Genomic DNA, 14408 nt, shown 5'->3' on the forward strand with positions numbered 1-14408 from the left:
AAAATAAGCGGGCTCAGACAGCCTGTGCGCCCGAAATGATTTCAATCAGTTCGTTAGTAATATTGGCCTGGCGGGTCCGGTTATAAACCTGGCTCAGACTATCGATAGAGCGACCAGCGTTACGCGTCGCATTATCCATCGCAGTCATACGGGCACCGTTCTCACCTGCGGCTGTCTCCAGCAGCGCAGCATACAGCTGCACCTGAAGATTTTTAGGGAGAAGCCGGAACAGAAGAGTTTCTTCATCCGGCTCAAAGTCGTACAACGCCTTGTTCTCATCAGCGACAGCCGATGTCTCTGCAGCATCTTCCACAACCAGCGGCACCAGCTGCTGTTTTTGTGGAACCTGTGACATAGCATTGATGAACTTGTTGAACACGAGTTCACAGACATCAATTTCGCCAGCTTCAAGCAGAGCGTTGATTTTTACGCCCAGGCCTTCAGCGACAGAAAACGGAACATCTCCGGGAATGCCCATGATCTTATCAACGATAAGATCAGAATACTCACGAGAGAAATAACTGATCGCACGACGGCCCACAGGCAGAAGTTTAACCGTTTTACCTTCAGACTGAAGACGGCGGATCAACCGCTCTGTCAGGCGATGTACGCTGGCGTTAAAACCACCACACAGGCCACGATCACTGGTCAAAGGAACGAGAAGGTGAATTTTATCCTTCCCTGTTCCTGTCAGCAGCAATGGACCACCTTCTTCCCCGACGGTCGCTCCCGCCAGTTCAGCCATCATACGACGCATAGCAGAAGCATAAGGTCTGGCAGATTCAGCACGGGCCTGAGCACGGCGCAGCTTTGCAGCTGCCACCATTTTCATAGCGCTCGTAATCTTCTTCGTAGACTTGATACTTCCGATTCTGGCGCGAAGTTCCTTAAGGGAAGCCATAACTCCTCCTGCCTCAGGCGTTGAAGTTACGGTTAAAGGCAGTGAGATATTCTGTCAGACCAGCTTCAGTTTCTTTTGAAACCTGGCGATCGTTGCGAATAGCATTCAGAATATCTTTTCCGCTGCTTTGCAGTTCAACAAGAAGTCTCTGCTCCCACTCCACAACTTTTTTGGTGTCAATTGCATCAATAAAGCCACGTGTGCCGGCAAACAGAACAACAACCTGCTCTTCAACTGTCAGCGGTGAAGACTGAGGCTGTTTAAGCAGCTCAACCAGACGCGCACCACGTGACAGCTGTTTTTGTGTGATCGGATCAAGGTCAGATGCAAACTGCGAGAAGGCAGCCATTTCGCGATACTGAGCCAGCTCCAGTTTAATCTTACCGGCAACCTGTTTCATTGCCTTGATCTGTGCAGCAGAACCAACACGAGACACAGAACCGCCAACGTTCACGGCCGGGCGGATACCACGGTAGAAAAGGTCGGTTTCAAGGAAGATCTGACCATCGGTAATAGAAATTACGTTGGTCGGAATATAAGCAGCAACGTCACCAGCCTGAGTTTCAATAACCGGCAGAGCTGTCAGTGAACCACCGCCATGGCTGTCAGCCATTTTTGCAGCGCGCTCAAGCAGACGTGAGTGCAGATAGAACACGTCACCCGGATAAGCTTCACGACCTGGCGGACGACGCAGAAGCAGAGACATCTGACGATAAGCAACGGCCTGCTTAGACAGGTCATCGTAGCAGATCAGTGCGTGCATGCCGTTATCACGGAAATACTCACCCATTGCGCAGGCTGCGTAAGGTGCGAGATACTGCAGCGGAGCCGGATCAGAAGCCGTTGCGGCCACAACGATAGAATACTCCATCGCGCCTTTCTCTTCGAGAAGGCGAACCAGCTGCGCAACGGTAGAGCGTTTCTGACCTACAGCAACATAAATGCAGTAGAGAGATTTTTTGTCATCACCGAGATCATTAACGCTTTTCTGAGCGAGAATGGTATCGGTAAGAATTGTGGTTTTACCGGTCTGACGATCACCAATAACAAGCTCACGCTGACCACGGCCAATCGGCACCAGAGCGTCAATAGCTTTAATACCGGTCTGCATTGGCTCGCTGACAGACTGACGTGGCATAATGCCAGGAGCTTTGACCTCTGCACGACGCATTTCTACGTCAGCCAGCGGGCCTTTACCGTCAATCGGGTTACCAAGACCATCAACAACGCGACCAAGGAGCGAACGACCTGTTGGCACTTCGACAACGCTACCTGTGCGGGTAACCGTATCACCTTCGCGAATGTCAACGCAGTCACCGAAGATAACGACACCAACACTGTCGCTCTCAAGGTTAAGGGCCATACCTTTCTGGCCAACGGACGGAAACTCAACAAGCTCACCGGCCATGACATTCTGCAGGCCGTAAACACGGGCAATACCATCACCTACGGATAGTACTGTACCGGCTTCTACAACCTCAGATTCTTTGTCAAATGACGCGATCTGCTGCTTGAGGATATCCGAAATCTCTGCGGGACGGATTTCCATCACGCGGCTCCCTTCATGGCGTAATGCAAATGGAACAGGCGGGTCTGAATACTGGCATCGTAAAGCCTTGCACCCACACGCACGACGAGACCGCCGAGCAGAGAGGGGTCAACACTTTCACGCACCACCACCTGGGCGTAACCGGCTTGCGCCAGACTGAGTTTAAGCTGATCACGCTGCGCGTCGGTCAGAGCCTGAGCTGAAACAACTTCAGCCACGCTCTCACCGCGACGTGCGGCTGCCAGCTCACTAAATACCTCAAGAATGCGGCGCAGAATCGGAAGACGACGATTCGTCGTAACCACGCCTGCAAAATTCCTGATTGTCTCGCCAAACCCCTGGCTGGCAAGAACAGCGAAAATAGCTTTTTTCTGAACGGCTGTATCCAGCCTTGTGTCAGACAAAACCGTGCGCAGCGGCGCGCTCTCATCAATAAGGCGCGCAAGAGCGTCAGCCTCATCGAGCACTGTATCAAGCTGCTTCTGCTCTTCTGCAAGCTTATAAAGCGCTGTTGCGTAGCGGCCTTCCGGGCCGGTTGCAACATAAGCAGGAGAGTGTTCTGTCGTTACGCCTGAGGTCACCACGTCCTGGGGGTTCTTTCCATCTCTGCGCGCCGGCATTTCACGTTATGGCTCCACTTTCGGGCCTGATGATTCAGACCATCAAGCATCTATCGGCGCGGCCTCTAGCATGAGACACCAACTCGTGCAACCAGCGTAACCCTCAGATCTTACACTTTTTGCAGGCTTCACGCTCGAAATCACGTATCCGCTTCCCCTGAAAAGCTCTGTTTCTCTGGCTCAGCGGGCAGAACAAACTTAAAAGCCACACACAACAGCAGAAAACCCGACAATAAAGCGGCGGCGTTAAAAAACCCCATTTTTTAACAGATATGGGATTCGACTAAATTTTGTGGATTCTGGAGCGGACGGAGGGAATCGAACCCTCCTCGGTAGCTTGGAAGGCTACAGCATTACCACTATGCTACGCCCGCGCTCCTGGAGCACTCCATACTCCCAAAATATATCTCTTAGCAACCCCCTGACCATTCTTTTTGCCGTTATAGCATGTATTAACCGCTGGCGTGATTTTTCCTCTTGACTTTATGTCGAGAAAATATTTTCTTCCGGCGTCCGCCAGACGTTAACGGCTCTGGTCATATAACCCGCTAGCGGTTATAGTGCTTAGGGTCGGACACGTTTGTTGCGGCCATTTTGCAGGGGTGTAGCTCAATTGGCTAGAGTGCCGGTCTCCAAAACCGGAGGTTGTGGGTTCGAGACCCTCCACCCCTGCCATTTCGTCCTGAACGAAAGCTGATCTGTCAGAGACAGCCTTTGGTCAGTGCAAAAGGTTCAGTTTTTAGGTTATCTGCTTTATTCCCGTTTGTGAAACGGGCCGGATAACGTGAAGAGAGGAAGTAACGTGTCGGTCAGTCCCGGTAAGTTTCTGCGTGAAGTACGTGCCGAGGCCAAACGGATTACCTGGCCCACACGACGTGCTACTCTGGTTACAACAGGTGCGGTTCTGGCTATGGCCAGCCTGGCATCGTTATTCTTTTTCGCCGTGGATCAGCTGATTGGTCTTGGTATGCGTCAATTATTCGGGCTGGGAGGCTGAGGAAGCGACATGGCCAAACGCTGGTATGTGGTCCACGTCTATTCGGGCTTCGAAAGAAAAATAGCTGAGCACATTCGTGAGCAGGCTGAGCAAAAAGGCCTGTCTGACCATATTGATGAAATTCTGGTCCCTTCAGAGGAAGTGATCGAAGTGCGTCGTGGTCAGAAAGTAAGCGCAGAACGTAAGTTCTTCCCTGGCTATGTGCTCGTTAAAATGGAAATGACCGACGAATCCTGGCATCTTGTTAAGGATACACCAAAGGTCACAGGCTTTCTGGGCAACAGAAATCGTCCTTCCCCTATCTCTGCCGCTGAAGCAGAACGGATTATCAACCAGACCAAAGAAGGCCTTGAGCACCCTCGCTCTGCTGTCACTTTTGAGGTTGGTGAGCAGATCCGCGTTGCTGATGGTCCCTTTACTTCTTTCAATGGTGTTATTGAAGAAGTCGACGAAGAGAAAGCACGCCTCAAGGTCAGTGTTTCTATCTTTGGCCGCCTTACACCGGTTGATCTGGAATATAATCAGGTCGAAAAACTCTGAACCTGATCTGATCATTCTATCAGTTTCTCAAACCAGGAAGACATTTTGTCCTCCTGGTTTTTTTATGCTCACCTGATAGCTGACAAGGCCTGCCCTCTCAGGAATGAGAGGGAGGGGTGAAGCCAAAAATACGCCCGTAAAAAGCAACTTCTTCAGCCAGAGCGATCCGCAGCGTGCTCTCCTGACGAAAACCATGCCCCTCACCCGGAAACTCGTGAAGAAAACAGGGTGTACCAGCTTCTTTCAGTGCTGCTTCCATTGCATAAGCCTGTGCGGGCGGCACTACTTTATCCTCTGCTCCCTGCAACAACAGCACGGGACTACGAATTTTTGCTGCTACAGTCAGCGGTGAACGCTCGATATAGGCCGATTCGGCTTCAGGCCAGGGACCGATCAGACCATCAAGATAGCGTGCCTCAAATTTATGCGTTTCTGCCGCCAGAGCCCGTAAATCTGTCACTCCGTAAAGGCTGACTCCTCCGGCAAACAATGATGACGTCGCCAGCGCCACCAGCACAGTCATACCCCCGGCGCTTGAACCACGAATACTGATACGATCCGGGTCAATTTTGCCTGTCGTACACATAAACTGACATGCGGCAATGCAGTCTGCCACATCAACTACGCCCCATGCGCCCTTAAGGCGTTCACGCCAGGAGCGGCCAAACCCGGTTGATCCCCCATAATTCACGTCTAGCACGGCAAACCCGCGTGAGGTCCACCACTGAATTTTAAAAGAAAATCCCTCCTGCGCCCTGGCGGTTGGTCCGCCATGCACAAGCACAATCATAGGTGGGCGCTCCCCTTCAGGCACTGAGGCCTGGCTGCTGGCAGGAGGATAGAAAAATGCATGCCCCACAGGCTCTCCACCGGCTTCGAGCGGAAAACGAACTGTTTGCGCGACTGAAATATCTTCGGGTGCCAGAGTAAGTGACGCCGCACACCGCAGCCTGTGCTGTACTCCCTTAGCAATAGTGCCCACAACTACAGCCGGCAATGCGTCAGAAGCCACCTCAAGCCAGGCATATCGTCCGTCACTCAGCATTAACGGGCACTGCTCGGGTGACGCACTGACAGTCCTGCTCTGACCATCAGGAGCTATGAAAACACAGCGTGAACTCCCGTTCTGCACTACCAGGGCGAGAACCCCTCCATCAGGCAGAAGCTGGTAGCTACGCTGGCCAAATACCCAGGCAGGCTGACCAATCTCCCCCTCAGGCACCGGGCATCTGGTCAGTAATGTTTGTGCGACTCGGGTTTCTGCCTCCCATAAAGTCCAGGCACCCTCTCTGTCAGAAAGAACGTATAAGCGGCCATCTTTTGTCCAGCACGGTTCAAGAAGCGACTCGGGGGCACCATTTCCTGCCAGAATTTTTTCGTCACCTAACCCTGTCACATATCCATTTTCATCACGCAGCAGGCTTGCATAACAAAGTTGCGTTGCATCCCAGGGCATATCGGGGTGGTGCCACTCAATCCAGACGAGAAAACGTCCATCAGGTGAAAGAGAAGGCGATGAAAGAAAATCAGGCCCTTCCCGCAGCACAACCTCAACCGGAGGAGCGCTGTCAGGAGTAAAGTTATCAGAGACAGAGAAAGCAACCAGGGCTGCCTTTGGCTCACCCTCAGCGCGATGATCTTCTCTGACCGCAAACAACACTGTACCATCAGACGAGAAGCGCAGGTCAGCATAACGCAGCCCGTCACAACGACTCAGGCATATCGCTTCACCAACACACCCAGCGGGCTGTAACCAGAGAAAGTCTGTGCGCTTTTCAGAGAAAGCAATAACATTCTTACACACGGCATAGGGTGCGCCACCATATTCATGAACACGCGTGCCAACATCATAAGAAGCACCCAGTGCATCTGAAATACCCTGCTCATCCTGCCAGCAACACAGAACTGTTCGTCCTTTTTCTGAAGGACGACGCTCAAGCCAGTAAACTGAAGTGCCATCGACACTAACCTCTGACAGTGCCAGAGCCTTGCCAGCAACCAGATCTACCGTAACCGGAGAGGGCCATGTGCCACACGGCAAAGGTTTCTGATGTGCCTTTTTAAGCAAGGCTTTCGGTAAATCAGACATTCCGTCTCCTCTCATGATACAAAAATCTGCTTAATTTATCACAGCCGGGCACCGTATTTCATAAGGAAACGTACTCTTTCTTACGCTCAGGCTTGACACTCAGCCAGCAAAACAGTTCCTGCTACCTCACCTTATATTAACAAATAATAACGGACCTCAGACCCTGTTACACTCTCTGCACTCTTTTTTCTCTGCTGAACATCTGAGCAGCCTTTTGTTACAGTATGGCTATGGTGCAATTGGCGTCGTTGTCATGCTTGAAAGCATGGGGTTACCTTTACCGGCAGAAACTCTGCTGATTGGTTCAGCTTTGTTTTGTGCAACCACACATAAACTCAGCATAGCCGGTGTCATGATTGCAGGAGTCACCGGCGCCATTATGGGTGACAATTTTGGTTATCTGATTGGCCGCCGGCTTGGGCTGAAACTTTTACAAAAACACGGCCCGAAAATCGGTCTGACCTCAGAGCGGCTTTTGCTGGGGCGTTACGTATTTTTTCAGTATGGCGGCCCGGTCGTATTTCTTGGGCGTTTTGTTGCTGTGCTGCGCATGTTTGTAGCTTTGCTGGCTGGTGCCAATCACATGCCATGGCATACCTTTCTTTGGTATAATGCGCTGGGTGGCGTATGCTGGGCAGGGGGATACACCCTTTGCACTTATCTTCTGGGTAACGAAATTTTCAAACTTTCCGGCCCTCTCGCTATTGTTGCGGGCTGTTGTGCCGTCATCGTAATCGGCACATCGTTTCTGTTTCTCAAGAAGAATGAAAAACGTCTGACGGAGGAAGCCTTGAAAGCAGCTGAACAAAACGAACATCTGCGGATTCCATCCGCATGAGTGTCTGGCATAAATGGTCTGTCACCTCCAGACAGCCTTCTCTGAGCGGGCGCGTTGCGCTGGTCACAGGGGGCAACAGTGGTCTCGGGTTTGAAACAGCCTGTGGCCTGGCAAAAAGAGGAGCAAAACTCCTGCTGCCGGTACGCAACCCTGCAAAAGGGGAAGAGGCTCTTAAAGCTTTATCTCAGCGTTGTCCTGGTGTTCAGGCACAGCTATTACAGCTTGACCTTGCGTCTCTCGCTTCTGTCAAAGCCTGTGCTGATTCTGTGTTTAACCACACTGAGCAGCTCGATTTTTTAATTAATAATGCCGGTGTCATGGCTCCCCCGCGCAGGCAGGAAACACTGGACGGATTTGAGCTGCAGTTCGGAACTAACCATCTGGGGCATTTTGCTCTGACAAGCCACCTGCGCCCGCTGCTTCAGGCTGCCAGAGGAGGCGGTACCGTTGTAACTGTCGCCAGCCTGGCCGCTCACAAAACGCATATTCATTTTGATGACCTGCAGTTTCGTCATCACTACAGCCCATTCACAGCCTATCAGCAAAGTAAGCTGGCAAACCTGCTGTTTGCCCGCGAACTTGCCCGCAAAGCCGGAGAGGCAGGCTGGGCACTGCATTCCCGCGCAGCACATCCGGGCTGGTCTTCAACTTCAATCATTGCCAATGGTCCGGCAGCTTCTACGCCCCCGGCTCTGAGTATACTGCAACGCACTGCCGGTGGTGCTGTGCTTCGCCTTATGGGGCAGTCAGCCGCACGCGGTGCCGAGGCCTCGCTTTATGCCGCCCTCTCTCCCGATGCCTGCGATGGTGATTATTATGGCCCGCAGGGCTCTCAGGAACGACGCGGCCAGCCAGGGCCAGCCCGCGTGCCGGCCGAAGCACGCAAAACCAGCACAGCTGAACGGCTGTGGGATGTTTCCGAGCGTCTTACCGGCGTGGCATGGTAATTTTTTTACGGCCGCCATCTTTTGGCGGCCCGCGACGCTCACGGCTACTGGCTGTGCGGGTATGACTGTGCTGGCGCAGCACAGTTTCAATCCAGTCATTCAGTTTCCGTGTCGTCTCCTCGGCCTCTTCCCGTTCAGGATAAAAATCAGGGAAGCGCAACGCCAGCCACCGCCAGGCCACAAGCCTTTTATGGCGTTTTTCTGCACGCTCAAGCTCTTCACGCCCGGCGCGCTCACCCGGAACCAGATGCCCCGTGCCAGGAGGATGCACACGCCGCCCGGCAGCATGGTCAGCAGCCCAGCCAATAAGGCGCTTAATACCATTATCACGGTCATCAACCGGGCACATGGCATAAGACCAGCGCGTTACCAGGTCGAGCCCTTCCACCCCCTCAAGGGCTGAAGCAATCGCAAAAGCCTGCTCCATATCTGCCAGACGATAATTCGGGTCATCTTTACGCAATACAGCCCGATGAATACGAGCCAGCACACCGTAAAGGCTGTCTGAACCAATTTCAGCCGCCACAGCCTTAATAATATCTGCATCAGGCTGCACATAAGGGCGTAAATCATCAGGAAGCTCTGCGCCGGCTTCAAGCTGACGACGCAAAAAAGCCGGGCTGCCAGCACCGGCCAGCACGGCCACCTCACCCACTTCATGTTTGCCATAACGCCCGGCACGGCCACCAATCTGCTTGACTTCCTGCACACGCAGGTCACGGGTCTGGCTACCATCAAATTTCTTCAGAGCCGCAAAAATAACGCGTTTGATAGAAAGATTAAGCCCCATGCCAATAGCATCAGTGGCAACCAGAATATCTGCACCGCCCGAATTAAAACGCTGTGCCTCAGCACGACGCACTTCAGGGCTGAGTGCACCATAAACTACAGCAACCCGACGACCATGCTGCATAAGCGCAGCCCGCAGATCAAGCACCTCACGACGTGAGAAAGCAATAAGGGCATCACCAGCCACAAGATCAGCCAGCCTGACCGGGTGGCCGGAGGGGTGCAGCGGGCTTTTACGCTCAAGGGTAATTTCATCCAGCGGATCACCACACAGCTCGGCAATACGACGCACCATAGGAATACAGTCAGGCGCACCAAGCACATATAAATGGCGGGCAGGTGCACCCATAATCGCAGCTGTCCATGCCGCACCACGGTCTGTGTCAAATAACATCTGTGCTTCATCAATCACAGCCACATCGACCGGATTATGAAAAGGGCACATCTCAACCGTTGCGGCCAGGTGACGACTCCCCGGCACAACAATACGCTCCTCCCCCGTTGCCAGAGAAGCCTCTACACCGCGCGATGCCAGAGCCTCGCGGAACTCATGTGCCAGCAGGCGTAGCGGTGCCAGAGCAAGGCCGCTTTCAGCCTGAGCCAGCGCGTTCAGTGCAGTGTATGACTTCCCGCTGTTCGTGGGGCCGGTCACCAGCGTAATGCGCCGGTTAAGCGAGCGGGCTGTACGAAAATGCGCGGCATAGCGGTCCAGAGCCGCCACGCGGGCAATCACCGAGTTGGCAACCTTACGGCCCATATCAGGCTGCACTCTGGGGCTGCCGGCAACAGGAGAACCCTGGTCACGCCACTCACTCAGCTTATCACGCAGGACAATCAGCTCAGCAGGATCAAACTCCCACCGCTCACGCCCGCCCGATTCGCTGACCTTACGCGCAACCGGCAGACGATTCTCGGCAATCCAGCGCAAAGCCTCTTTATGCGAACACCGCAGCAGACGTGGCACGTCTTTAAAAGAGACAAGACTTGCCTCCCACTCAGCAAGACGCTGCTCTTCGCTCTGACGTCTTTCCTGAGCAGTGCGCTCAATGGCATGAGCTGCCTTCTGCCTCTGAGTTTCTTCACGGCGTACCGTTTCAAGAAATGGATCGCCGTCAGGCAGACCAAACGCAACAGCAACAGCCAGCAGCAGCAGGTCAACCTGACCAGGTGATAATACCCGGCCGGTATCAAGCAGGTCAGCCTGAATCGCATCAAATGCCTTACGCGGTGTGCTGGCATAAGCACGCAGGCGCGCCTCAGCCACCGAAGCTAATGCCCGCTCAAGGGCTGCATCGTCGGCATCAGGATCTGTCAGTGTACTGACAGCTTCTTCTATCTCATCACGTGTGACCCAGATACGACCACTGCGACGTGTCAGATCGATCAGACGGGAGATACGCTTTTTACGTCTGACAACACACAGAATCGACCGAAAAGCTTCATCAGAAATATCACGGGCACCGGGCTCAAGAGCCCTGGCAACGCGACGCAGAATTTCAGGTTCTTCACGGGCCTCAACAGACAGCCCTGTGCGGGACATAACCTGGACAAAAGCCTCTCGGGCGGGGGACGCATACTGTTCTGATGTCATAGATCACTCATGCGTCATCCTGACGTGAGGAACAATGCCCCTGAGCTCATGCAGGCTCTTTTTTCGAAAAAACTTCATATAAAAATGCATCTCTGAGGCCACATAACGCACACGCAACGGAGAAATTACACTTTAGGACTGGCAGAAACCCGCCTCTGCCCTTAAAAACGCCGCCAGCACCGGAAAAATACGCCCCCGGATTAAAGCTCCTGTGTCATTCGGGCGTAACTGGCCAGAACGCACAGACCAGGTAACCGGGCTTTTTCTTTGATCTGTATAAACGGAGTATAAAGCGGCCATGTCTGTCACCTCATCAGAAACACTGAGCGGACCTTCTTTTGATGCCCTGCCGAAATTCTCTGCCTCTGAAGTGCCTGATGGCGTGCTGCCCGTCGAAGGCCACGAAGGCATGTGGCACCTTGCACCACCGACCAAAGAATATGCGCATCTCTACCCTGCAAAAGTTCTGACCGTTCATCACTGGACAGAGCGACTGTTCAGCTTCACCACGACACGTGACCCGGGCCTGCGTTTTGAAAATGGTCAGTTCGCCATGATCGGGATGGAACTCAACGGCAAGCCACTGCTGCGTGCTTACTCTCTGGCTTCTCCTAACTATGAAGACGAACTTGAGTTCCTCTCCATCGCGGTTGAAGATGGTCCTCTGACATCACGCCTGCGCCACGTTAAAGTGGGCGATACTGTTCTGGTTGGCCGCAAACCAACAGGCACGCTTATTCTTGATAACCTGCGCCCTGGCCGTAATCTGTATTTCCTTTCAACCGGCACGGGCCTCGCTCCTTTCATGAGCCTGATCAAGGACCCTGCCTGCTATGAAAAATTTGACCGCGTTATTCTGACCCACACCGTGCGCGTTTCAGGCGAGCTGGCCTATGCCAACCACATTCGCCACGAGCTGCCACAGCATGAGTTCCTCGGGGAAGATATCGCCGCCAAACTGCTCTACTACCCGGCTGTAACCCGTGAAGACTTTGCCGTGACCGACCGTATCACCACACTGATCGAAAACGGGCAGATCTTCCGTGATCTCAACATTCCTGAGCTCGACCCGGAGCATGACCGCGTCATGATCTGCGGGTCACCGGAAATGCTGGCTGACACCGAGGCCCTGCTTGAGGCACGCGGCTTTGACGAAGGCAACATGTCTAACCCTGGTTCTTACGTGGTTGAAAAAGCGTTCGCAGAACGCTGATAAGCTGTTTTTACCCTGCTACATCTCTGCTGCATAAGGAGCTCACACCATGCCCCACGATTTTGACCTTCTTGTTATCGGTGCCGGATCAGGCGGTGTGCGGTGTGCTCGCATAGCAGCAGGGCATGGTGCCCGTGTGGCAGTTGTTGAAAGCCGCCACTGGGGTGGCACATGCGTTAACCTGGGCTGTGTGCCCAAAAAGCTCATGGTGCAGGCCAGCGAATATGGGGCACTCGTTGACGACAGCGCAGGCTTTGGGTGGTCAAACACCCGGGGCACACACGACTGGAGCAAACTGATTGCCGCTAAAGACAAAGAGATTACACGTCTGAACGGTATCTATATCTCTATGCTCGAAAAGGCTGGCATTACCCTGTTTACGGGTCATGCCCAGTTTGAAGATGCACATACTGTGCGCATCATGCCTTCGGCCCTGGCCCCTGACGCTAAGGCGCAGACTGTGAGCGCAAAAAAAATTATCATTGCAACAGGCTCAGAACCTGTCAGAGCCGACATTCCCGGTGCTGAGCTGGCCATTACCTCTGACGAGGCTTTCTACCTGAAAGAAAGACCCGAATCCGTCGTTATCATCGGTGGCGGTTATATTGGCCTCGAATTTGCCGGTATTTTTGCGGGCCTGGAGTCACAGGTTGACCTGGTCTACCGTCAGCCTGAACCGCTGCGCGGGTTTGATCAGGATATGCGAACGGCGGTGAAAGAGGCGGTTAACGCAAAGGGGGTTCAGCAGCACCCCTCCGCCTCGCCACAGGAAATCGTACGAACTGGCACCGGATACGCCGTAACCCTGGATAATGGCACAACACTCAATGCAGACTGCGTGATGTTTGCCACCGGCCGACGCCCTAAAGTTGGTAATCTGGGGCTGGAGAAAGCCGGCGTTAAAACAGAAAAAAGCGGTCGTATTATTGTCGATGATACGCAGGAGACCTCTCAGCCTGGTATTTATGCCATTGGCGATGTGACTGACCGCATTAACCTTACACCCGTTGCCATTGCTGAGGGGCACAATCTGGCCGACAGGCTGTTTGGCAAAGACCCGGCCCGTACATGGTCAATCGACACCACCCCTAAGGCTGTGTTCTTCACCCCTCCTCTGGCTTCTGTCGGACTGAGTGAGGAAGAAGCCGCACGCAATGGTGCAGTTGATATTTATCTCTCGCGTTTTACCCCCATGCGCCACACGCTGAGCGGACGCAGAGAACAGAAAACCGTTATGAAACTGGTGGTTGATCAGGCCAGCCAGAAGGTGGTCGGCGTGCATATGCTGGGCGATGATGCTGCTGAAATTATGCAGGGCTTTGCCGTTGCTGTAACTGCAGGCCTGAAAAAGATCGATTTTGACCGCACGGTTGGCATCCACCCGACCTCGGCAGAAGAGCTGGTAACCATGCGCACCCGCACGCGTGAAACACCACACACACCCTGAGTTATTCTGCCCACCCTTTTCTTTTTTTCAGGAGCAGCAGCATGCCTCTCTCTCATAGTCATTCTGACGACACCTATGATCTGGTGCTCAAAGGTGGCAGCGTTGTGCTGCCCGATGCCACAGTTATCACCGACATCTATGTCAAAAATGGCCGTATCGCCCGTATTGGTGGCCAGGGCAAAGCTGCCCGTGTGCAGGACTGCACCGGTCTGACCGTTTTACCCGGTGTCATTGATACCCAGGTACATTTTCGTGAGCCCGGTGCGACCGAGAATGAAGACCTCGAATCTGGCAGCCGTGCTGCTGTGCTCGGCGGAGTTACCGGCATTTTTGAAATGCCCAACACAAAACCCACCACCTCAACCCCTGAAGCCATTGCTGACAAACTCAGCCGCGCGCGTGAACGGATGTGGTGTGAGCATGCTTTTTATGTCGGGGCTACGACAGATAATGCTGATCTGTGTGGTGAGCTTGAAAAATTACCCGGCACAGCAGGCATTAAAATCTTCATGGGGTCATCAACCGGCAACCTGCTGGTGTCAGATGACAGCATTCTTGAGCGGATCATGCGTTCTGGCTCACGTCGCATTGCTATTCATGCTGAGGATGAGGAACGCCTGAAAGAACGACTCGATATTCGTGTCTCAGGTGATCCGTCCTCTCACCCTGTCTGGCGTGATGATGAAACCGCATTACGCGCCACAACCCGTGCTCTGCGTCTGGCACGTAAGACAGGCCGCAGAGTGCATATTCTGCATGTCACCACCCCGCAGGAGCTGGAACTGATTTCGCAACATCGCGACATTGCCAGCTGTGAGCTTACCCCTCAGCATCTGACACTGGCGGGTGAAGAAGCCTATGCACGCCTTGGCACCTATGCCCAGATG

12 protein-coding genes and 2 tRNA genes are annotated in these 14408 nt (G+C 53.5%); 8 read left to right on the forward strand and 6 right to left on the reverse strand.

Annotated features, from left to right (window positions below; genetic code table 11):
• Positions 1–13: 13 nt before the first annotated feature.
• From HK25_RS02610 to HK25_RS02625, 4 genes are all read right to left on the reverse strand, one after another.
• Positions 14–901: a F0F1 ATP synthase subunit gamma gene (locus HK25_RS02610; protein WP_086554307.1), complete on the reverse strand. Its 888-nt coding sequence runs from the start codon at positions 899–901 to the stop codon at positions 14–16.
• A 13-nt stretch (positions 902–914) separates the two neighbouring features.
• Positions 915–2450 carry a F0F1 ATP synthase subunit alpha gene (gene atpA / locus HK25_RS02615; protein WP_086554308.1) on the reverse strand — a complete coding sequence of 512 codons (1536 nt, stop codon included), beginning with the start codon at positions 2448–2450 and terminating at the stop codon, positions 915–917.
• Positions 2450–3070 (reverse strand): F0F1 ATP synthase subunit delta, encoded by a 621-nt coding sequence (locus HK25_RS02620; RefSeq protein WP_086554309.1) that lies wholly within the window; start codon positions 3068–3070, stop codon positions 2450–2452. Before HK25_RS02620 ends, atpA begins: the two co-directional genes overlap by 1 nt.
• Positions 3071–3370: 300 nt before the next feature.
• A tRNA-Gly gene (locus HK25_RS02625) sits at positions 3371–3444 on the reverse strand.
• A 224-nt stretch (positions 3445–3668) separates the two neighbouring features.
• Here HK25_RS02625 and HK25_RS02630 point away from each other — a divergent pair.
• The 3 genes from HK25_RS02630 (at position 3669) to nusG (ending at position 4607) form a co-directional block, all read left to right on the forward strand.
• A tRNA-Trp gene (locus HK25_RS02630) sits at positions 3669–3745 on the forward strand.
• A 127-nt stretch (positions 3746–3872) separates the two neighbouring features.
• A complete protein-coding gene (gene secE / locus HK25_RS02635; protein WP_086554310.1) occupies positions 3873–4067 on the forward strand; it encodes a preprotein translocase subunit SecE in 195 nt (64 codons plus the stop codon).
• 9 nt (positions 4068–4076) lie between these two features.
• On the forward strand, positions 4077–4607 hold the full coding sequence (gene nusG, locus HK25_RS02640; protein ID WP_086554311.1) for a transcription termination/antitermination protein NusG: 531 nt from the start codon (positions 4077–4079) through the stop codon (positions 4605–4607).
• A 97-nt stretch (positions 4608–4704) separates the two neighbouring features.
• Here the strand turns inward: nusG and HK25_RS02645 are convergent, their stop codons facing one another.
• Positions 4705–6696 (reverse strand): prolyl oligopeptidase family serine peptidase, encoded by a 1992-nt coding sequence (locus tag HK25_RS02645; protein WP_086635203.1) that lies wholly within the window; start codon positions 6694–6696, stop codon positions 4705–4707.
• Between the two features lie 175 nt (positions 6697–6871).
• Here HK25_RS02645 and HK25_RS02650 point away from each other — a divergent pair, with 175 nt between their 5' ends.
• Both HK25_RS02650 and HK25_RS02655 read left to right on the forward strand, forming a co-directional pair.
• Complete coding sequence (locus tag HK25_RS02650; protein WP_086554313.1) at positions 6872–7534, forward strand: DedA family protein; 663 nt, start codon at positions 6872–6874, stop codon at positions 7532–7534.
• A complete protein-coding gene (locus HK25_RS02655; protein WP_086554314.1) occupies positions 7531–8481 on the forward strand; it encodes an SDR family oxidoreductase in 951 nt (316 codons plus the stop codon). Before HK25_RS02650 ends, HK25_RS02655 begins: the two co-directional genes overlap by 4 nt.
• Here the strand turns inward: HK25_RS02655 and HK25_RS02660 are convergent.
• Entirely contained in the window at positions 8462–10861 is a 2400-nt protein-coding gene (locus HK25_RS02660) for a helicase-related protein (RefSeq protein WP_086635204.1), read from the reverse strand. The two genes, HK25_RS02655 and HK25_RS02660, sit on opposite strands and share 20 nt — an antisense overlap.
• Positions 10862–11159: 298 nt before the next feature.
• Here HK25_RS02660 and HK25_RS02665 point away from each other — a divergent pair, with 298 nt between their 5' ends.
• The 3 genes from HK25_RS02665 to HK25_RS02675 form a co-directional block, all read left to right on the forward strand.
• A complete protein-coding gene (locus HK25_RS02665; protein ID WP_369824724.1) occupies positions 11160–12074 on the forward strand; it encodes a ferredoxin--NADP reductase in 915 nt (304 codons plus the stop codon).
• 49 nt (positions 12075–12123) lie between these two features.
• The gene (gene gorA / locus HK25_RS02670) at positions 12124–13521 is read left to right on the forward strand and encodes a glutathione-disulfide reductase (RefSeq protein WP_086635205.1); all 1398 of its coding nucleotides are present in this window, start codon (positions 12124–12126) and stop codon (positions 13519–13521) included.
• Between the two features lie 41 nt (positions 13522–13562).
• Positions 13563–14408 (forward strand): amidohydrolase family protein (locus HK25_RS02675; RefSeq protein WP_143295953.1); only part of this gene is annotated, 846 nt, incomplete at its 3' end.

The organism is Acetobacter sp. DsW_059 (genome assembly GCF_002153695.1).
GTDB lineage: Bacteria > Pseudomonadota > Alphaproteobacteria > Acetobacterales > Acetobacteraceae > Acetobacter > Acetobacter thailandicus.

Bases quoted from the DNA above. Each gene is read 5' to 3' on its own strand.
- nusG (WP_086554311.1), top strand. From the start codon at position 4,077: ATGGCCAAACGCTGGTATGTGGTCCACGTCTATTCGGGCTTCGAAAGA.
- HK25_RS02610 (WP_086554307.1), bottom strand. From the start codon at position 901: ATGGCTTCCCTTAAGGAACTTCGCGCCAGAATCGGAAGTATCAAGTCT.
- HK25_RS02655 (WP_086554314.1), top strand. From the start codon at position 7,531: ATGAGTGTCTGGCATAAATGGTCTGTCACCTCCAGACAGCCTTCTCTG.
- gorA (WP_086635205.1), top strand. From the start codon at position 12,124: ATGCCCCACGATTTTGACCTTCTTGTTATCGGTGCCGGATCAGGCGGT.
- HK25_RS02645 (WP_086635203.1), bottom strand. From the start codon at position 6,696: ATGTCTGATTTACCGAAAGCCTTGCTTAAAAAGGCACATCAGAAACCT.
- HK25_RS02620 (WP_086554309.1), bottom strand. From the start codon at position 3,070: ATGCCGGCGCGCAGAGATGGAAAGAACCCCCAGGACGTGGTGACCTCA.
- atpA (WP_086554308.1), bottom strand. From the start codon at position 2,450: ATGGAAATCCGTCCCGCAGAGATTTCGGATATCCTCAAGCAGCAGATC.
- HK25_RS02660 (WP_086635204.1), bottom strand. From the start codon at position 10,861: ATGACATCAGAACAGTATGCGTCCCCCGCCCGAGAGGCTTTTGTCCAG.
- HK25_RS02665 (WP_369824724.1), top strand. From the start codon at position 11,160: ATGTCTGTCACCTCATCAGAAACACTGAGCGGACCTTCTTTTGATGCC.